Origin of the sequence: Streptomyces albus subsp. albus (assembly GCF_000725885.1) — a bacterium.
GTDB classification, from domain to species: Bacteria; Actinomycetota; Actinomycetes; order Streptomycetales; family Streptomycetaceae; genus Streptomyces; species Streptomyces albus.
Genome location: NZ_JODR01000021.1, coordinates 154,703 through 172,586, shown reverse-complemented (window position 1 = coordinate 172,586; position 17,884 = coordinate 154,703). Strand labels below are relative to the sequence as shown.

The 17,884-nt window shown below is 71.7% G+C and carries 18 protein-coding genes and 2 pseudogenes; 8 read left to right on the top strand and 12 right to left on the bottom strand.

Going from position 1 to position 17,884, the window contains the following annotated elements:
- Window positions 1-144: pseudogene (locus tag IO40_RS38990) on the bottom strand (IS30 family transposase); the annotation flags it as partial.
- Between the two features lie 99 nt (window positions 145-243).
- Complete coding sequence (locus tag IO40_RS0124275) at window positions 244-1,560, bottom strand: MFS transporter (protein ID WP_031176127.1); 1,317 nt, start codon at window positions 1,558-1,560, stop codon at window positions 244-246.
- 130 nt (window positions 1,561-1,690) lie between these two features.
- On the opposite strand from IO40_RS0124275, the gene IO40_RS0124270 reads away from it, so the two are divergent.
- Genes IO40_RS0124270 through IO40_RS0124255 form a run of 4 tightly spaced genes read left to right on the top strand, consistent with a single transcriptional unit; the run spans window position 1,691 to window position 5,069 of the window.
- The gene (locus tag IO40_RS0124270) at window positions 1,691-2,659 is read left to right on the top strand and encodes a LysR family transcriptional regulator (protein WP_041968702.1); all 969 of its coding nucleotides are present in this window, start codon (window positions 1,691-1,693) and stop codon (window positions 2,657-2,659) included.
- Window positions 2,656-3,576: a class I SAM-dependent methyltransferase gene (locus tag IO40_RS0124265; protein ID WP_016469370.1), complete on the top strand. Its 921-nt coding sequence runs from the start codon at window positions 2,656-2,658 to the stop codon at window positions 3,574-3,576. The genes IO40_RS0124270 and IO40_RS0124265 overlap by 4 nt, the downstream gene beginning before the upstream one ends.
- Before the next feature lie 57 nt (window positions 3,577-3,633).
- On the top strand, window positions 3,634-4,443 hold the full coding sequence (locus tag IO40_RS0124260) for a MerR family transcriptional regulator (protein WP_031176126.1): 810 nt from the start codon (window positions 3,634-3,636) through the stop codon (window positions 4,441-4,443).
- Window positions 4,440-5,069 carry a membrane protein gene (locus IO40_RS0124255; RefSeq protein ID WP_031176125.1) on the top strand — a complete coding sequence of 210 codons (630 nt, stop codon included), beginning with the start codon at window positions 4,440-4,442 and terminating at the stop codon, window positions 5,067-5,069. The genes IO40_RS0124260 and IO40_RS0124255 overlap by 4 nt, the downstream gene beginning before the upstream one ends.
- A 22-nt stretch (window positions 5,070-5,091) precedes the next feature.
- Here the strand turns inward: IO40_RS0124255 and IO40_RS0124250 are convergent, their stop codons facing one another.
- Both IO40_RS0124250 and IO40_RS0124245 read right to left on the bottom strand, forming a co-directional pair.
- Entirely contained in the window at window positions 5,092-6,039 is a 948-nt protein-coding gene (locus IO40_RS0124250) for a phosphotransferase family protein (RefSeq protein ID WP_016469373.1), read from the bottom strand.
- Between the two features lie 40 nt (window positions 6,040-6,079).
- Complete coding sequence (locus IO40_RS0124245) at window positions 6,080-6,838, bottom strand: alpha/beta fold hydrolase (protein WP_031176123.1); 759 nt, start codon at window positions 6,836-6,838, stop codon at window positions 6,080-6,082.
- 110 nt (window positions 6,839-6,948) lie between these two features.
- Here IO40_RS0124245 and IO40_RS0124240 point away from each other — a divergent pair, with 110 nt between their 5' ends.
- Entirely contained in the window at window positions 6,949-8,109 is a 1,161-nt protein-coding gene (locus IO40_RS0124240) for an adenosine deaminase (protein WP_016469375.1), read from the top strand.
- Window positions 8,110-8,357: 248 nt separating this feature from the next.
- The gene (locus tag IO40_RS0124235) at window positions 8,358-8,753 is read left to right on the top strand and encodes a hypothetical protein (RefSeq protein ID WP_016469376.1); all 396 of its coding nucleotides are present in this window, start codon (window positions 8,358-8,360) and stop codon (window positions 8,751-8,753) included.
- A 132-nt stretch (window positions 8,754-8,885) separates the two neighbouring features.
- Here IO40_RS0124235 and IO40_RS0124230 read toward each other — a convergent pair whose 3' ends face one another.
- From IO40_RS0124230 to afsQ1, 5 genes are all read right to left on the bottom strand, one after another.
- Window positions 8,886-9,092 carry a PspC domain-containing protein gene (locus IO40_RS0124230; protein WP_016469377.1) on the bottom strand — a complete coding sequence of 69 codons (207 nt, stop codon included), beginning with the start codon at window positions 9,090-9,092 and terminating at the stop codon, window positions 8,886-8,888.
- 146 nt (window positions 9,093-9,238) lie between these two features.
- The gene (locus tag IO40_RS0124225; RefSeq protein WP_016469378.1) at window positions 9,239-9,874 is read right to left on the bottom strand and encodes a VanZ family protein; all 636 of its coding nucleotides are present in this window, start codon (window positions 9,872-9,874) and stop codon (window positions 9,239-9,241) included.
- A gap of 259 nt (window positions 9,875-10,133) precedes the next feature.
- Window positions 10,134-10,901, bottom strand: coding sequence for a hypothetical protein (locus IO40_RS0124220; protein ID WP_016469379.1), 768 nt, complete (start codon window positions 10,899-10,901; stop codon window positions 10,134-10,136).
- Window positions 10,898-12,670, bottom strand: coding sequence for a sensor histidine kinase (locus IO40_RS0124215; protein WP_234336572.1), 1,773 nt, complete (start codon window positions 12,668-12,670; stop codon window positions 10,898-10,900). The genes IO40_RS0124220 and IO40_RS0124215 overlap by 4 nt, the downstream gene beginning before the upstream one ends.
- Window positions 12,671-12,845: 175 nt before the next feature.
- Window positions 12,846-13,523, bottom strand: a complete 678-nt coding sequence (gene afsQ1, locus IO40_RS0124210; RefSeq protein ID WP_027735946.1) for a two-component system response regulator AfsQ1 — start codon at window positions 13,521-13,523, stop codon at window positions 12,846-12,848.
- 202 nt (window positions 13,524-13,725) lie between these two features.
- Here afsQ1 and IO40_RS0124205 point away from each other — a divergent pair, with 202 nt between their 5' ends.
- Window positions 13,726-14,583 carry a SigE family RNA polymerase sigma factor gene (locus IO40_RS0124205; RefSeq protein WP_016469382.1) on the top strand — a complete coding sequence of 286 codons (858 nt, stop codon included), beginning with the start codon at window positions 13,726-13,728 and terminating at the stop codon, window positions 14,581-14,583.
- 164 nt (window positions 14,584-14,747) lie between these two features.
- Here the strand turns inward: IO40_RS0124205 and IO40_RS0124200 are convergent, their stop codons facing one another.
- Both IO40_RS0124200 and IO40_RS37155 read right to left on the bottom strand, forming a co-directional pair.
- Window positions 14,748-15,098, bottom strand: coding sequence for a hypothetical protein (locus IO40_RS0124200; protein WP_031176121.1), 351 nt, complete (start codon window positions 15,096-15,098; stop codon window positions 14,748-14,750).
- A gap of 100 nt (window positions 15,099-15,198) precedes the next feature.
- On the bottom strand, window positions 15,199-15,957 hold the full coding sequence (locus IO40_RS37155) for a colicin immunity domain-containing protein (protein ID WP_135567775.1): 759 nt from the start codon (window positions 15,955-15,957) through the stop codon (window positions 15,199-15,201).
- Between the two features lie 134 nt (window positions 15,958-16,091).
- On the opposite strand from IO40_RS37155, the pseudogene IO40_RS38985 reads away from it, so the two are divergent.
- Window positions 16,092-16,258: pseudogene (locus IO40_RS38985) on the top strand (SigE family RNA polymerase sigma factor); the annotation flags it as partial.
- 1,235 nt (window positions 16,259-17,493) lie between these two features.
- On the opposite strand, the gene IO40_RS0124190 reads toward IO40_RS38985, so the two are convergent.
- On the bottom strand, window positions 17,494-17,748 hold the full coding sequence (locus IO40_RS0124190; protein ID WP_031031746.1) for a hypothetical protein: 255 nt from the start codon (window positions 17,746-17,748) through the stop codon (window positions 17,494-17,496).
- Between the last annotated feature and the right edge of the window lie 136 nt (window positions 17,749-17,884).

Below are 17,884 nucleotides of genomic sequence, written 5' to 3'. Positions count from 1 at the left end.
GCCCGTCCTGCGGTCAACGCCGACGATCCGGCACGCTTCGGTGTTGCTGTATCCCTGCTGCACGAGCCGGGAGTATGCCTCCCGCTCCCGGGACAACTTATTACGCCCCTGCGGAGCCCGGTCCGCTCGGATCTCGAAATCCATCGCACCCCTTGAGCTGGGGTGTTGCGACGACTACTAGAACCTAAGGTGAGGGGCGCGCCCCTTGGCGGGCGCGCCCCTCACGGGTGGGACCGGCGGACTTCAGGTGCGGCTGAGCGCCCTCGCCCGGTGGCTGGCGTACAGGGTGACGCCGGCGGCCAGCACCATGGCGGCGAGCGCGAGCGCCACCGTCCCCGTCCAGCCGCCGGCGGCGAACGCGGCGGCGCCCAGCGCACCGCCCAGCGAGCTGCCGATGTAGTAGGCCATCTGGTACAGGGCGGAGGCCTGGGCCGCCCCGTGCGTGGCGGTGCGGCTGACCGAGCCGGAGGCCACCGCGTGCCCGGCGAAGAACCCGGCGGTGATCAGGACGAGCCCGGCGACGACGGCGACGAGGCTGTCGGCGAGGCTGACCAGCAGCCCCGCGGAGGCGGTGCCGATGCCCAGGTAGAGGGTGCCGCGCCGGCCCAGGCGGGCGTTGAGCCGTCCGGCGGTGGCCGAGGCGACGGTTCCCACCAGGTAGATGACGAAGACGGAGCCCACCAGGCCCTGCGAGAGCCCGAACGGCGCGGCCACCAGCCGGTAGCCGATCACGGTGTAGACGGCGCCGAAGACCACCATGAACAGCAGCCCGATGGCGTACAGCCGCAGCAGCAGCGGGTTGCCCAGGTGGGAGCGGACGGTGGCCGCGACCTTCCTGGGGTGCAGCGGGGCCGGGGTGAAGTGGCGGGCCGGCGGCACCAGCAGCCGGAAGGCGACCAGGCACAGCAGGGAGGTGACGGCGACGGCACCGAGCCCGGCGCGCCAGCCCCACGCCTCGGTGACCCAGCCGGTCAGGATGCGCCCGCTCATGCCGCCGACGCTGTTGCCCGCCACGAACAGGCCGACGGCGCCGACCAGATGCCTGCTGCGCACCTCGTCGGAGAGGAACGCCATCGCGGAGGCGGGCACCCCGGCCACGGCGGCACCCTGCAGCGTCCGCAGCGCGATCAGCACGGGAAGGCTGGGCGCGAACGGGATGACGAGGGCCAGGGCGACGGCCACCGCCATGGAGACGGTCAGCATCCGGCGCCGCCCGAACCGTTCGGAGAGCGCCGCCAGCGGCAGCACGGCGACGGCCAGCCCGATGGTCGCGCCGGAGACCGTCCAGCTCGCCTGGTCGGGGGCGGCGTGCAGGGAGCGGGAGATCTCCGGGAGGAGGGCCTGGGTGGAGTACAGCAGGGCGAACGTGCACAGCCCGGCGGCGAACAGCGCCAGCCGCATCCGCCCGTGCCCGGGGTCGCCGGGGCTGAGCTTCGTCGCGTCGTGGGCGGCCGTGCCGGGGCCCTCGGTGCCGCGGCGGTCGGTGTCTGCGGAAGGGACGGAAGACACAGGCGAGGCGTCCACCGGTTCGGTGGACGCCCCGGTATCAAGAGCAGGCATGACTCGAACGTACGACCAGCCCTTTCATCCGTCCAATGCATGAAAGTGCGAAAATCGTTCCCGTACCGCATCACCGCAGTCAGGACGTGTGCGAGAGGGAGCTGTGTCACCGTCACGCAACAAGAAAGACATCTCCGTCACACCCGGAGCGCCCCCGCCCGGCGCCACCGGGGCGCTGCTGCTCACCCCGCGCCTCGCCCAGTTCGCGGCCGTCGCCCGGCACGAGCACGTCACCCGCGCCGCACACGAGCTGGGCATCCCGCAGTCCTCCCTCAGCCGCTCCCTCGCCCGGCTGGAGGCCGACCTGGGCGTCGCCCTCTTCGCCCGGCACGGCCGCACAGTCTCCCTCACCACCGCCGGCCGCACCTTCCTGGCCTGCGCGGAACGCGCACTGGCCGCCGCCGAACAGGCCGCCGAGGCCGTACGGTCCGACGCCGACCCGGCCACCGGGAAGGTCGCCTTCGGCTTCCTGCACACCCTCGGCTGGGAGACCGTCCCCGAACTGCTGCGCGCCTTCCGCGCCGACCACCCGCGCGTCCGCTTCTCCCTGGTGCAGAACTACGGCGACGCCATGCTGGAGCGGCTCCGCGCCGGTGAACTCGACCTGTGCCTGACCTCACCGGTGCCCGACGCACCCGATCTGGTGGCCCGGCGGCTGGACGAACAGCGGCTGCGGCTGGTCGTCCCCGACGACCACCGGCTCGCCACCCGCAAACGGGTCCGGCTCGCCGAAGCCGCCGGCGAGTCCTTCGTCACCCTGGAACCCGGCTACGGCATGCGGCGCATCCTGGAGACCCTGTGCGCCGAGGCCGGGTTCACCCCCCGCATCGCCTTCGAGGGCGAGGAGGCCGAGACCATCCGCGGACTGGTCGCCGCCGGCCTCGGTGTCGCCCTGCTGCCGCCGCCCGTCTTCCCCCGGCCCGGCGTCGTCGAGCTGACCGTGACCGCGCCGCGCGCCGTCCGCGAGATCGGACTGGCCTGGCAGGCCGGACGCCCCGACACCCCGCCCGTCGCGGCGTTCAAGAAGTTCCTCCTCGGCCGCAGAGGACGGCTGCTGCGCGCCGAACCCGCCCCCACCGCACCCCAGGAGACCGCATGACTCCGCACCACCCCGGCGCCCACTCCCACGGCCACGGCGCCCACGCGCACTCCCACGCCGACGGCCACACCGCCACCGAACCCGACTGGGAGGCCATGGCCGCACACCTGGAACGCGAGGCCGAACTGAACACGCCCTTCCTCGAAGGAGCCGCGGCCTGGCTGCACGACCTGACCGGCAACCGCCCCGTCACCCGCGTCCTCGACCTGGGCAGCGGCCCCGGCGTGAGCACCACCGCCCTCGCCCACGCCTTCCCCGGTGCCGAGACCGTCGCCGTGGACAGCGCACCCGGCCTGCTGAGCAGAGCCCGCGCCCGCGCCGAACGCGAAGGGCTCGCCTCCCGCATCACCACCCGCCGCGCCGACCTGCCCGCCGACCTGCCCGGCCTGGGCACCGCCGACCTCGTGTGGACCAGCAACGTCGTCCACCACCTGGGCGACCAGCGCGCCGCACTGGAGACCTTCGCCGGCGTGCTGCGCCCCGGCGGTGTGCTGGCCGTACGGGAACGAGGGCTGCCCACCCGCTGCCTGCCCCGCGACATCGGCATCGGCCGGCCCGGACTCCAGGCCCGGCTGGACGCCGCCGAGGAGGACCGGTTCACCGCGATGCGGGCCGAACTGCCGGGCCACACCCGCACCGTGGAGGACTGGCCCGGCCTGCTGGTGGCCGCCGGACTGACCCCCACCGGCAGCCGCACCTTCCTCACCGACCTGCCCGCACCGCTGGACCCCGTCGCCCGCGCCCACGTACGCGAACGCCTCGCCCGCACCCGCGACTCCCTGGCCGGGGTGCTCGACGCCGAGGACGTGGCCACCCTCGACGCGCTGCTGGACGACGCCTCACCCGACGGCATCCTGCGCCGCCCCGACGTCTTCTACCTCACCGCGACGACGGTCCACACCGCCGTGCGCGCCTGAACCCCGCCGCGGACCGCCTGTTGACCTTGCCGTGGCGGCAACGTTTCTACTGAGCCCATGCGGATCGGAGAACTGGCCGCGCTCGTGGGTGTGTCCCCGCGTACCGTGCGCCACTACCACCACCAGGGCCTGCTGCCCGAGCCCCCGCGCAGAGCCAACGGCTACCGCGAGTACCGGCTGGCCGACGCCGTCCGGCTCGCCCGCGTACGCCGCCTCACCGCGCTCGGCCTCGGCCTGGACGAGGTGCGCGACGTCCTCGCCGACGACACCGGCACCGAACTGCGCGAGGTGCTGACCGAACTCGACGCCGAACTGCGCCACCAGGAGGAGGAGATCCGCGACCGCCGCGCCCGCCTCGCACAGCTGCTGCGCCAGGCCGAGGAGGGCGCCCTGCCCCCGAACGCGCCGCTCTCCCCGGAACTGACGGAACTCCTGGGCCGGGCCGCGGCACCCGCACCCGGCCCGGCACCCGGCGGTGTCTCCGCCAAGGACGGCGAGGTCCTCGCCCTCCTGGAGACCTCCGCGCCGCCCGAGGCGCACCGCGAGGTGGTCGCCCTCGCCGGTACCCTCACCGCCGACGCGGCCTCGGCCAAGCGCACCCGCGAGGCGTACGCGCTGCTCGACGGACTGGCCGACGCCGCACCGGACGACCCCCGTGTCGCCCGCGCGGCCCGTGCCGTCGTCGACTGCGTACCGCGAGCGGCGCTGCGCCACATGCCGCTCGGCGCCTCCATGCGGGACCCCTCCCTGCCCGCCGTCTTCGCCCAGGCCCTCTACGACGATCTGTCCCCCGCCCAGGCCGAAGCCGTACGGCAGGCCGTCACCCTGCTGACCGAACGCGCCCGCGCCGCCCGGGAGGAGCGGTGAGCCGCGCCCTGCGGGCAGCCCGCCGGCTCGCCGCCCACGAGGCCCGGTCCCTGTCGAGCATCCCCCTGTGGCTGGCCCGCCGCCGCGCCGGAGTGGGCCCCGGGGACCTCGCCGCCCCCTACTCCGCGGCCCAGGCCGCCACCCTGCTGGGGCTCGGATTCGTGTGCGTCGTCGAGACGGTCGTGCTGGCCCTGCTCGTCACCTCGCCGCCGGTCCACGCCGTGCTGCTGGTGGTGGACGGCTACGGCCTCCTGACGGTCACCGGACCGCACGCCGCCTGCGTGGTCCGCCCGCACGTCGTGCACCCCGACGGCTCACTGCGCCTGCGGTACGGGGCGCTGCTGGACGTGGCGATACCCGCCGGGCTGATCGCCTCCGCGTGCGTCGACCGGCGCTTCGACGGAGGGCAGCCGGCCGTGTCCGAGGAGACGCTGACGGTGCCGGTGGGCGGCCAGACCTCGGTCACCGTACAGCTGACCGGACCGGTCACCTTCCGCCGTCCGCTCGGGGCCGTCGGCACCGCCCGCACCCTGCGCCTGCACACCGAGGAGCCCGACGCCATGGTGCGGGCACTGCTCCGCGGCCGGGCCCGGGAGAGCCGTCCGGTGCCGCCGGGCGAGCGCTGACCAGCCGCCCGCGGCGCCGGTCCTACGGCACCGGGGGGTGCTCGGCGGGATCGGCGGCCAGCTCCTCGTGCAGGCCCTCCAGCGCGGTGCGGTCGTCGTCGTTGCCGGTGTGCGGCGCCTCGAACCATTGCGCGTACTCGACGATCTCGGAGAGCCGCCAGTCGAGCGCGAACAGTTCGAGCATCTCGGCATCGGAGTCCAGGCCGTCCGCACCGGCGGCGAGCAGAGCGGTGTGGTCCCGTTCGCGCGGAGCCAGGGCCAGGGACTCCCAGTCGACCAGCTTCAGCCCGTCGGGGCCCACGATCTGATTGGCGAAGTGCGGCTCCCCGTGGGTCGGCACCCAGGTGTCGCGGGCGGAGCGCGCACGTTCCGCCAGCCGCAGATACCGCTGCGTCCAGCGCGCGACGGCGTCACAGTGCTCGGCGAGCGCCGTCCTGGCCTCCTCCGCCAGCGGGCCCGAGGACCAGGGGCGCGCGGTGCGGGCTCGCAGCTCGTCGGCGAACGCCGGGCCGACCTTCGGGGCCCAGCGCGGCAGACCGTCCGGCGGCGTACTGCGGTGCAGTGCCGTCACCGCGGCGACGACCTTGTGCACATGGCCCGGCTCGCGGGCCTCCTCCTGGCCGGGGGAGCGCCCCTCCAGCCACGGTGTCGCACTCAGCAGGCCGGTGCCGATGTCCACGGTGAAGCGCCCGGTGGCCGCGGGCACCGGCGCGCACACCACTTCGAGACCGGCGGCGGCGAGCGCGGCGGCCCCCGTGTAGGCGGCCTCCAGCGAGGCGGCGGTGTGCCGGGGCGAGGGCTCGTCGAGCGTCACGAACAGCGTGCGCCCGCCGCCGTCCGCCCGCCAGTGGTGTGCGCCGAAGCCCCAGGGCAGATGGGTGACTTCGACGGACCCGGCCGCGGTCAGCCAGTGCGCGGCGACCGCCCGCGCGATCGTCTCGTCGGTCGTGGAAGCGGGACGGGTGAACACGGGACCCGATCCTAGGGCGCCCGGGGCGTGCCCGTCCGCCCTACCGCAGGGTCTTGCCGAATCCGCTCGCCAGCGGCATCCGCAGCCCCAGTGGCGGGGGCGCGGCGAAGGCGTCGGCCAGTGGCCGGCAGAAGTCGCGGGCGCACAGGGTGCCGAGGGCGAAGTCGCAGGTGAGGGCGGCGACTTCGGCGGCGAATCCGCGCAGTCCGTGCCCGTCGGTGTGCACCTCGAACCGGCACACCTGCGCGTTGATCTTCTTGGCGCGCTCCGCGAAGCGGAAGGACAGCTTCGGCTCGGTGCGGGAGTCGTCGGCGCCGTGCACCAGCAGCACATGACGGCCCAGCAGTTGCCGTACCGGTTCCGTCTCGGCGCCGGCGTCGTCGGCCAGCGCGGGGCCCAGCGCGGCGACGGAGGCCACCGCGGGGTGCCCGGCGGCGCGCAGTGCGGCCCGGCCGCCGATGTCGGTGCCCACCAGGCACACGGGGATGTCGCCGTAGCGCCGTACCACTTCCCCGACGGCCCACTCGGCGTCCCGCGCGGGGTGGGCGGCCTCGCCGTGCCAGCCGCGGTACCGGTAGTGCACGACGTGCGCCACCAGCGGATCGTCGCGCGAGGCGGCCCGGCCGAGCCGCCTGGCCAGCGGCACCGCCATGGCCGCGGCCAGCGCCGAGCCGCGCCGGGCGCTGCTGGTGGTGCCGCCGCCCGGCAGCACGAGGACGACGGCGTGCGGGGCCTGCCCCACGGCCCCGTGGGGCCGTCCCAGGCGTGGTTCCCTTGCGGGCAACGCTCGCTGAGCCATGGCGCAACAATGGCACGACGCCGCGCCGCAGGCAGGGGGTTGGGGCAAGGAGGCTGGGAAACGACAGCGGGCCTCCTGCCTTCTACGCGCGTAGGCGCTACAGTGCCGAGATGGTAAGCGAAACCGAGAACACCGTCCCCAAGGGCACCGTTCCCGCACGTGCCGTCCCCACCCCGGACCAGATCCACCGCGCCCCCAAGGTCCTGCTCCACGACCACCTCGACGGCGGCCTCCGCCCCGCCACCATCGTCGAACTGGCCCGCGAGACCGGCTACGACGCGCTGCCCGAGACCGACGCCGGCCGGCTGGAGACCTGGTTCCGCGAATCCGCCGACTCCGGCTCGCTGGAGCGGTATCTGGAGACGTTCACGCACACCGTCGGCGTGATGCAGACCCGCGAGGCCCTCTTCCGGGTCGCCGCCGAGTGCGCCGAGGACCTGGCGGCGGACGGCGTCGTCTACGCCGAGGTCCGCTACGCACCCGAACAGCACCTGCTGGGCGGCCTGACGCTGGAACAGGTGGTCGAAGCCGTGGACGCGGGCTTCCGCGAGGGCGAGCGCCGCGCCCGCGCCGCCGGGCACCGCATCCGCGTCGGGGCGCTGCTGACGGCGATGCGGCACGCCGCCCGCGCCCTGGAGATCGCGGAGCTGGCCAACCGCTACCGCGACCTGGGCGTCGTCGGCTTCGACATCGCCGGCGCCGAGGCCGGCCACCCGCCCACCCGCCACCTGGACGCGTTCGAGTACCTCAAGCGGGAGAACAACCACTTCACCATCCACGCCGGCGAGGCCTTCGGGCTGCCGTCGATCTGGCAGGCCCTCCAGTGGTGCGGCGCCGACCGGCTCGGCCACGGTGTGCGCATCATCGACGACATCCAGGTCGCCGACGACGGCGCCGTCAAGCTGGGCCGCCTGGCCTCCTACGTCCGTGACAAGCGCGTCCCGCTGGAGCTGTGCCCCAGCTCCAACCTCCAGACCGGCGCCGCCCCCTCGTACGCCGAGCACCCGATCGGGCTGCTGCGCAGGCTGCACTTCCGGGCGACCGTCAACACCGACAACCGCCTGATGAGCGGCACGAGCATGACCAACGAGTTCACTCAGCTCGTCAGGACGTTCCACTACACGCTCGACGACATGCAGTGGTTCACCGTCAATGCGATGAAGTCCGCGTTCATCCCTTTCGATGAACGTCTCGCCATGATCAACGATGTCGTCAAGCCGGGCTACGCCGCCCTCAAGTCCGAGTGGCTGTTCCAGGACACCGCCGACTGACCCCCGGTGACCAGCGGTTCGGCCGCCGCCGCGCACCCCGCGCGCGGCGGCCGGCCGTCCTCGCGGCCCCGCCGCCGCCCGCCGCCCCGCCGCGACGGGCGACACGGCCGGGGTGTTTGCGACCGCTCGGAATTCCTGGCTACGTTCGCCGGACCGCTCAACCCCTCCGGGCTGCCAAGCCCCTCCCCTGAGCTGTTCACAGCCCTTCCGGGCTGCGCGAATCCCCCGTTCCGAGGATGTGGACACTGATGATGCAGGTAGCCAAGAAGACCCTGGGCGCCGTCGCGACGGGCGCCGCCCTCGTGCTGGCCGGCGCCGGCACCGCCGCCGCGGCCCCCACCGACGCGCTGGCCGCCGCCCCGGGCGGCCAGGCGCTCGGTCCGGTCACCGAAACCGCGGGCCGCACCGTGGGCAACCTCCCGGTCCGGGAGGCCACCCAGGGGCTGCCCGGCGGGCTCTCCCAGCCGGTGGGCGTCGCCCACGAGGCCCTGACCTCCGCCCTGACCGGCACCCCGCTGGACGCCAGCGAGACGGTCGCCGAGAACGCTCAGAAGTCCGCGAAGGGCAAGAAGTCCTCTCCGGGCGGCGGCATGCTCGGCGGCCTCCCGCTCGGCCAGGTCCTCCCGGTCGGCGGTTCCCGCTGAGCGGGGCCTCCACCGGGCGGACGCCGAGGAGCGGACGCGGCCGGCCGGCGCGCTGACGGACGCGCCGGGGACGGCGAAACGGCGGCGGGCACCCCCTGGTCCGGGGGTGCCCGCCGCCGCGTCATGTGCGGGTCACCAGGTGGACGTGCCGCCCGGGCGCTCGTTGGGCAGCAGCACCCACAGGGCGAGGTAGAGCAGGCACTGCGGCCCCGGAAGCAGGCACGAGGCCACGAAGAGCACCCGCATCGTGGTCGGTGTGGTGCCGAAGCGCCGGGCGAGGGCGGCACAGACGCCACCGATCATCCGGCCCTGGCTGGGGCGGGCAAGCGTTGCGGCCATGGAGGGCTCCTTGTCTCATCCGGTCCGCCGTCCGCCGGTCCGCCGGTGCGGATCCGCGGCGGCTGCCGGGCCGGGGCCGTTCTCCGGCTCCCGGGGTCGGCTTCCTGTCTTCGACGGTAGACCGGATCAACAGGACAAACATCCCACTACGGGGCCGTACCGACCCTGGTCGTTCTCGGGGTCGTCCCCCCGGCGCTCTCCTCCCGCAGACGGACCCCGGACGTACGGGCCTCAGCCTTGCGTTCCACGGCGGCGCCCCGCCCCGAGGCCGCGTCCCGCTCCCGGCGGCTGCCCCCGAGCCGGCTGCCGTACCCGCCGTCCCGGTGCCGCAGCCAGCGGCGGACCGGCGGGAAGACGAGCGCCACCGCCAGCGCGACCCCCATGGTGTTCAGCAGCACCGAGTCGACGTCGACGACCCGGCCCGGCACCCCCGTCTGCGCCAGCCGGAGCAGCACCGAGAGCATCGCCCCCGCGAACACCGTCCGGGCCACGGTGCCCGGCAGCGGCCGGTGCAGCCGCCCGGTGGCCAGCGGCAGCAGCACCCCGAAGGGGGCCAGCATCAGCAGATCGCCGCCCATCCCCTCCAGCGCGGCCCGCGGCCCGTCCGCCAGGTCGGAGCGGATCGTGGCGAGGGGGTGCAAGTTGGCGGGCGCCACCCATGGCACCGCGAGCGGGCGCAGCGTCAGCCAGCCGACGAGACACAGGTGTGCCGCCAGCAGGAGAAGTCCCGCGAGGCGGATTCGGGAGGCGGAGGACGGTCCGCCGGAGCCAAGGCGCTGCACGTCCCTAAAGGACGCCGCCGCATTCCGCCGTGGTTCCGGCGGCAGTGTGCCCAGCAGGTCAGGACTGTGTCACACGCGTGTCCCGGCATTCCCCATGAACACCGTCAACACCACCGGCACCACCCGTACCGGACATCCGTGCGCGAACCGCCCCGGCACCGTCCCCGGACGGGAGCGGCGCGCGCCTTGCGGGTGCGCCCCGGGCGGCCGTCGCGACCTCCCGCGCGTGGTGCCGAGGTTCAAGGCCCGGCGCGGGCCGTCACGCCTCGGTGCCGGAGCCCACGGCCTCCTCCGGGCTGGTACGCAGCGCCGCGTTGCACTCGTAGCGCTGGAGCGGGGCCGCCGCCCGGTCCGCCCCAGCGTCCCCGTCGTCGCCGTCGTCACTCCGCGAGCGGCCGTCGCCGGCCGGGCCGCCGAGGATCACCCCGTCGTCCGCGTCGGCCACCGCGGTGTCCGCGTAGGTGCACACGAGCTGCGCCAGCGCGAACGGCGGCAGCTCGCCCAGCGGCCGGTTCAGCCGCAGAGCCTCATCCGGGTCGCCGTCCGCCGCTCCGTCGACCGTCAGATCGTCCGGCACCGCCGTCTCGAACCCGGCGGCCTCCTCGGTGGCACGCGGCTGCCGCTTCAGCTCCGCCAGCAGCTTGCGGGCCACCGGCAGCCGCTCGGCCGCCGAACGCCCGCCCGGCATCCGCACCTCCCGCTCGACCGGCGAGACCCGCGACCCGCACACCAGATAGACGCGTACGAACGCGTCGCCGTCACCGCCCGGCGGGCTCTCCTGGTCCGTCGGCAGCACGCAGCCGACCCGGGAGGGCGCAGCGCCCGCGTCCACGGGCACCGACGTGGCGCGGATACCGCAGCCGGCCGCCAGTGAGGCCAGCACGCACAGCAGGGCCAGCGGCCCGGCCCGGCGCATGGAACGGCCGGCGGCCCGGCGGGGACGGGAGGGGCGGGCGGGAGCGGAGGGGACGCCCGGGGTGTCGGCGGCGTCCTGCACCGCCCGGCGGCGCGGCGACCAGCGGCTCATCGTCCCCCTCCCTTCGTCCCGTTCCCGTTCCCGTCCTGGTTCTCGTTCTGGGTCTCGTCGCCGTCGCTGCCGTCCTGTTGCCGGCCGCTCCCCCCGCCGCCGGGGTTCCGGCGCCGGCCGCGCCAGCCGGTCCTGCGGCGCTTACGGACCTTCTCGCCGCCGTCGCTCCCGTCGGAGCCGTCGGAGCCGTCGGAGCCGTCGGAGCCGTCGGAGCCGTCGGAGCCTTCGGGGTCGGCGTCCGTCTCGCCCTCCGGGCCGTCGCCCTCGGGGTTCTCGCGCTCCTCGGCGACCCGGCGGGCGTCCCGCGGCAGGACGAGGGTGAAGACGGCGCCGCCCTCGCCCTCCGGGGCGTTGCGGGCGGTGATCTCCCCGCCGTGGATATGGGCGTTCTCCAACGCGATCGACAGCCCCAGACCGCTGCCCTCCGAACGGGGACGGGAAGCGCTGGCCTTGTAGAAGCGGTCGAAGACGTGCGGCAGGACGTCCTCGGGGATGCCCGGGCCCTGGTCGGTGACCTCGATCACCAGTTCGTCGTCGAAACGGTCCTCCCCGGCACCGCCCTCCCGCTCGCGGGTACGGACCGAGACCCGCACCGGGGAGCCGCCGTGCTTGAGCGCGTTGCCGATCAGATTCGCCAGGATCACATCGAGCCGGCGCGGATCCAGCCGCGCCATGATGCCCCGGTCCGCGTCCAGCTCCACCGCGTCCAGCCAGGCCCGCGCGTCGATGCAGGCGGTCACCTGATCGGCCACGTCCACGTCGTCCAGCACCAGCTTCGCCGTGCCCGCGTCGAAACGGGTGACCTCCATCAGGTTCTCGACCAGATCGTTGAGACGCCGGGTCTCACTGACCACCAGCTGCACGGCCGGCGCGATCATCGGGTCGAGGTTGTCCTGCTCCTCCTCCAGCACCTCGGTGACCGCGGAGATCGCCGTCATCGGCGTCCGCAGCTCGTGCGACATGTCGGCGACGAACCGCCGGCTGGAGGCCTCCCGCGCGCTCAGCTCGGCAACCCGCTGCTCCAGCGAGGCCGCCGCGTCGTTGAACGTCCGCGACAGCTGCGCCAGCTCGTCCGTGCCCGACACCCGCAGCCGCGTCTCCAGCTTGCCCTGGCCCAGCCTGCGCGCCGCCTCGCCCAGCCGCCGCACCGGCCGCAGCACCGTGGTGGCGGCGGCCTGGGCCAGCAGCATCGCGCCGATCAGCGCCAGCCCGGTGGCGATCCCCAGCGACCAGGCCAGCGAATTGAGGTCGTCACGCTCCGGCGCCAGCGACTTGAGCAGATAGCCGGTCGGCGTCGGCTCCTCACCGATCACCTTCGCACCGCCGACGAGGAACGGATCGCCGTCCAGCGTGATCCGCTGCCAGTACAGGTGGTACGGATGCTTGTTCTGCTTGGTGACCGGACGCTTCTTCGCGACCGCGCTGCGCAGCCGCTCCGGTACGTCCGCCAGGGAGAAGTCGTCCACGTTCGAGGCCGCGGCGCAGCGCCTGCCGTCCGCCGTCTCGCCGACGAGCAGCACCTGGTAGTTCTGCGAGCTGCGGGACATCCGCGCGGCGGCCTCGCGCAGCTCCTGGCAGTCCACCTTGCGGGGCAGATTGCCGGCGTTGTCCTCCATCGCCTTGCGGAAGTCGTTCAGCGCCGCGTTCTGGGCGCGGGTGAGAACAGCGTCGCGGTTGAGCCAGTAGGCGATGCCCGAGGCGGAGACGGCGGCCGTGAGCGCCACCAGCGCGAAGACGACGACCAGCCGCAACCGCAGCGAGGGCAGCATGCCGGCGAGCCGGGCGCGCAGGCGCTCACCGGCGGAGGGCGCGTCGGTCACTCGGCTGTTCCGTTCTCCGTACTCGGTTCTTCCTCACGGGGCACCCCCGCACCCGGACGGCCCACCAGGCCCGTACCGGGGAAAGCCGCGTGACCGCGGCACCGGGCGCGCGGCGGACCCGCGCTCACTGCGGCGGATCCAGCCGGTAGCCGACGCCGCGCACCGTGCGGATCAGAGTGGGGGAGGAGGGCACGTCCTCGACCTTGGCCCGCAGCCGCTGCACACACGCGTCCACCAGCCGCGAGTCGCCCAGATAGTCGTGCTCCCACACCAGCCGCAGCAACTGCTGCCGGGAGAGGGCCTGGCCCGGGCGGCGGCTCAGCTCCAGCAGCAACCGCAGCTCCGTCGGGGTCAGTTGCAGATCCTCGCCGTTCTTGGTGACCGTCATCGCCGCACGGTCGATCACCAGCGAGCCGAACGTCGCCGCATCGTTGGACTCCCGCTCGCCGCGCCGCATCACCGCGCGGATCCGCGCGTCCAGCACCCGGCCCTGCACCGGCTTGACGACGTAGTCGTCGGCGCCGGACTCCAGCCCCACCACGACGTCGATGTCGTCGCTGCGTGCCGTCAGCAGGATGATCGGCAGCTGGTCGGTGCGGCGGATGCGGCGGCACACCTCGAAGCCGTCGATGCCCGGCAGCATCACATCCAGCACGATCAGGTCGGGGCGCTGTTCGCGCAGCAGTTTGAGGCCGTCCTCACCGGACGCGGCGGTCACCACGCGGTGCCCCTGGCGGGTCAGACCCATCTCCAGGGCGGTACGGACGGCGTCGTCGTCCTCGATCAGCAACAGGAAAGGCACGCGCGCCATTCTGGCCCATGGCGCCCCCATACTTCGACCGGCGGTCCGCGCCCGGCAACGACACGCCCGTTGGCCTGGGCATTGTGTGACCCTCCAGCCCTTGTGACACCGCTGTGACAGACGGGGGACCTCGCCATGAAATCGGGACGGCAGGGTTGTCGTCATCAAGCAAGCGACCGGGTCTGCTCCGAGGGGGCGCGAGATGAACACACTGCACGGAACCAACACGAGCGCAGTCCTTCACACGCGTCTGCACGTCCCTTCGGTTCCCGCTCAGACCTGGCCGGAGAAGTCCGGTGTCGTGAGCGGGCGGGGGTGCGCTCGCGGCACCGGACGGATGCGTCCGCGGACCGTGTTCGGCCCCGCGGTCGAGGGGCTCAGGGGAGAAGCCCCGCAGGGGGAAACGGGGGACCGGGGGGAAACGGGGAACACGGGGGACCGCGGAAGCGAGGGGGACTTCCGCACGAGTGGCGAACACAGGGAGGCGGCAGCGCTGGGACCCGTCGAGGAGACCGGCACCGCCGAGGTGGACGCGGACGCCGAAGCGGCGTTCACCGCGTACGTCCGCGAGCGCCGCGCCTCCCTGTACGCCACGGCCTACCACCTGACCGGTGACCGGTACGAGGCGGAGGACCTGCTCCAGAGCGCGCTGTTCTCCACCTACCGTGCCTGGGGCCGCATCAGCGACAAGGCGGCCGTCGGCGGCTACCTGCGGCGCACCATGACGAACCTGCACATCAGCGCCTGGCGCCGCCGCAAGCTGAACGAGTACCCGACGGAGGAGCTGCCGGAGACCGCCGGCGAACAGGACGCCATGCGCGGCACCGAACTGCGGACCGTGCTGTGGCAGGCCCTCGCCCGGCTGCCCGAACTCCAGCGCACCATGCTGGTCCTGCGCTACTACGAGGGCCGCACCGACCCGGAGATCGCGGACATACTCGACATCAGCGTCGGCACCGTCAAGAGCAGCATCTGGCGCTCCCTGCGCCGCCTCCGCGACGACGAGGTCCTCAGCTTCGGGCGCAACCAGGAAGAGAGCTTCGACGAACTGGTCGCCTGACACACACGTCCACCTGACCCCTCGGGGACATGGGGCACAGGGGGATACGGGGGAAACGGGGACAACGGGGGAACGGGGAAAGAGAGCGGTTCCGCCAGGACAGGGGGTCCTGACGGGACCGCTCTCTTGTGTGCCGGGGCCGTCGCGCCTGGGGGGGGGGCGGGTCAGTTGCCTGCGAGTTCCCGGAGGTGACGACGCCCTTTTTCGGTGATCGACAACCAGGACAGCGCCCCTCGTGGTTCCCAGTCGTAGGATTCGAGATCGGCGAGGCACCGGTCAACGGCTTCCAGGGGAGGAAGGTCCCATGGCCTGAAACCCTCCTCGGCAAGGTCGCCGATTTCCATCAGGTCTTCCCCGAGAAGGGTCGTGAGGAATTGCTTCGTGACGTCCTCCGGCGCCGTTCCCGAGGCCTCGGCGTGTTCCAAGGCGTAGGCGACCACGCTGTCGACCATTACCCAGTCTTCCTCGCCGTCCTGGAGGATCTCCCTTGCGAGGGGAGTCAGACGCTCGCTCATCCCGCACTGTTCCTAGGTTCCGTCATCGATGTGCACCTTCTTCGGTTTCGCCTTGCCCGGGTGTTTTTCTGGAGTCTCATTCTCCGTCCCCCGGCAGAGTTCACGGTGACGTAGCTATCGTGAGGTCGGGCGTTCGCAGGGGGCATTGATTGTCTTCCTGCGGAGAGGAGGCGTCGAGTGCGTCGAGCTCCTCCAGGAAGCGCCGGATGCGGCGGGTAAGTTCGTCTTCTGTCAAGTCGCCGGGTTCGGCCAGAGCAGGCGTAGGCGGGAAATCATCCACAGTGGTGAACACCAGGTCAAGAATCCTGGCCAGGTGTTTATGGGTCCTTTCACCGTCTTGCGCGGCTGCGCGTCGTTCGGTAAACCAGGATGTCGAGAACTCGTAGGGATCGATATTTCCCGCTGCCAGTTCCCTCATAAGTCCGATCTGCCGGGCCGTATGGCTTCCAGGATCCACTGCTCCAGGGGTTGCCCAAGCGGCATGGCTCGGAAAGAATTGGGTTGCGACATTCGGGAGGTTGGGCCACCGCCCGGCCAGTCTCCGTGCGTACCTGCTGAACCTCGCCCGTGCGGTGTCGACCCCTTCGGGACACGCCTTTTCGAGGAAGGGGGAGGTTTCTCCGAGTACGGCATGCCCCGGAGAGGTGAACAGCAGCGCACCTGAGAAGTCCTGGGCTGCCGCCAGAAGTTGCGGCGGCTGTCCGGCAAGGTGGGATTCGAGTACCTCCTCGGTGGCTGGTAGCGATGGAAGCGCCTGGCCTGGCTGCTCTCCGTCAAGGCGGGTGATGAGCACGTGGTTCACCCCGGCGTTGCGGATACCCAGGTAGAAGCGGTTGATCAGACCAGAGTCGAGTTTCATGCCCACCGGTACCGGAAAGTTCGGTGGGTGGGAGTTCCCCTCCCAAGATTCATGATGAAGTGTATTGCCGTCCGCCAGAAGGGATCTGACTAGGTATTCCCGGTCTGGGAAATACACACGGTCCTCCTGCTACAAGAAGCTACGAGGGCCGCACCGACCCGGAGGTTGCGCGGACATACTCGACGTCAGTGCGGGCGCCGTCAAGAGCAGCATCTGGCGTTCCCAGCGCCGCCTCCGCGACGACGAGGTCCTCAGCTTCGGGCGCAACCAGGAAGAGAGCTTCGACGAACTGGTCGCCTGACACACACGTTCACCTGACACCTTGGGGGCATGGGGCACGGGGGGATGCGGGGGAACGGGGAGAGAGCGGTTCAGGCAGGACAGGGGATCCTGACGGGACCGCTCCTGCCTTCTGCGGCGCAATGATGATCAGTTCGCCGGCAATGTCTCAGTGTGTTGGTGAGTCGATATTCAACCGGAGGGTGATGTGGGAACTGGTGCTGAAGCATGCGACATTTGTTTCCCTGTCGAAATCGAGGCGTGTGACCGGGTTGGACTGCTCGAAGTAAATGAGCCATCGGATGTCATCATTCGAGTCCACTCTCGCAGCGAAACCTTCTGACCCGTAGGATCCTTCACCGCCGCACAAGGCTCCTCCGTCGGGGAGGCAGAGGCGATTCGTTTCCATTAGCGAGGTGATCTCGTCCGGACGTCTGGACAAGAATTCGGCGAGATCGAACCCGTGTAAAGTGCGAAAACCGGCCCGTGTGTCTGCGTCCAGCTCGACCCTCAATGAGGGACCATCCGTCCGATGAAGAACGTCGCAGATGGGAAGTTCTTCGCGGTGCCAGAAATGGTTGATTGTTGTCAACCTTTGCGGCCTTTCGTGGCGTGGGTAGGGCGGTTATCGGTTCCTCTGCGCGGAACTGCCCCTCCCGCTTTTATTTCTAGGATCATTTGAGGTGCTTGTCGAATTCCTCTCGCCAGGTGATTCCCTTTGTTGAAGGGGGAGACGCCGTTTTCGGATCCACGCGTTCGACAGGGACAGGTTTTCCTATTTCAATGCGCTGTGTCCAGTCTACGGTTGTCGAAAGTCACAATCTGCCCATCGACTTCCACTACGCGCAGCGCACTGCCAAGTTGGCGCCAGTCCCACCCCGGTTCGCCCTTGAGACCCCAGGGGCCCGGCCATGTCAGAGGATTGTGGACGTGAACATGGTTGTTTGGCCCCGGTTCCAGGCTGGTCGGGTCCGGTGTCAGGTACCGGGGCGTAGTGCCGGAAGTAGGTGTAGTGGAGGCCGGTTTCCGGGGCGGCGTATTGGCTGAGAAGCGGAGGGGGCATGTGTGCTCGTCCCCCTGGCCCCGGTGACCGCCATGAGGCGGAGGAGCTGCTCCAGGGTGCGTTGTTCTCCACCTACCGTGCCAGGGGGTCCTGGCAGGACCACACCTTTGTGTGCCGTGATTTTCTCCGGCGAGCTCCGAGCGACGATCATTGTGTCGCTGTCCGAATTGGGTGCCGGGTGCCGACGTGTGGAGCTATGCGACCGACACATTTTCCAGGAATTCCTGGAGCCACTGCTGGAACTGTTCTTTGCTGTGCATCGGAGTGTCCGGGTCCAGCATGAGATCAGCACCGCTGAGCTGATCCAGGGCGTGCCAGACATTTTTGTCCGCGAGCTCCGGCGCATCTCCCTCCATGACCGACAGAGCCCACGCCGCAGCCTCTTCCCGAGAGCCTTCCCCCGCTGCCAGCGCCCGTAGCCTGTCGGCCACTTCCTGTGTGATTCCCATTGTCTCCCTCCGTGTCCGCCAGCTGGCGGGGGCCTGTCCGCATGCGGTTCGGGGAATTGCAGACGACACTGCCTTCTATTGGCGAGCGGACCTTGAAGTCGCTCATCCAGGTAGGGAGTTCGACGGCGGTGTTGTT

Coding starts and splice junctions, on each gene's coding strand:
- IO40_RS0124275 (WP_031176127.1), bottom strand. CDS start 1,560: ATGCCTGCTCTTGATACCGGGGCGTCCACCGAACCGGTGGACGCCTCG.
- IO40_RS0124265 (WP_016469370.1), top strand. CDS start 2,656: ATGACTCCGCACCACCCCGGCGCCCACTCCCACGGCCACGGCGCCCAC.
- IO40_RS0124260 (WP_031176126.1), top strand. CDS start 3,634: ATGCGGATCGGAGAACTGGCCGCGCTCGTGGGTGTGTCCCCGCGTACC.
- IO40_RS0124245 (WP_031176123.1), bottom strand. CDS start 6,838: ATGGCTCAGCGAGCGTTGCCCGCAAGGGAACCACGCCTGGGACGGCCC.
- IO40_RS0124240 (WP_016469375.1), top strand. CDS start 6,949: ATGGTAAGCGAAACCGAGAACACCGTCCCCAAGGGCACCGTTCCCGCA.
- IO40_RS0124235 (WP_016469376.1), top strand. CDS start 8,358: ATGATGCAGGTAGCCAAGAAGACCCTGGGCGCCGTCGCGACGGGCGCC.
- IO40_RS0124230 (WP_016469377.1), bottom strand. CDS start 9,092: ATGGCCGCAACGCTTGCCCGCCCCAGCCAGGGCCGGATGATCGGTGGC.
- IO40_RS0124220 (WP_016469379.1), bottom strand. CDS start 10,901: ATGAGCCGCTGGTCGCCGCGCCGCCGGGCGGTGCAGGACGCCGCCGAC.
- IO40_RS0124215 (WP_234336572.1), bottom strand. CDS start 12,670: ATGCTGCCCTCGCTGCGGTTGCGGCTGGTCGTCGTCTTCGCGCTGGTG.
- IO40_RS0124205 (WP_016469382.1), top strand. CDS start 13,726: ATGAACACACTGCACGGAACCAACACGAGCGCAGTCCTTCACACGCGT.
- IO40_RS0124200 (WP_031176121.1), bottom strand. CDS start 15,098: ATGAGCGAGCGTCTGACTCCCCTCGCAAGGGAGATCCTCCAGGACGGC.
- IO40_RS37155 (WP_135567775.1), bottom strand. CDS start 15,957: ATGAAACTCGACTCTGGTCTGATCAACCGCTTCTACCTGGGTATCCGC.
- IO40_RS0124190 (WP_031031746.1), bottom strand. CDS start 17,748: ATGGGAATCACACAGGAAGTGGCCGACAGGCTACGGGCGCTGGCAGCG.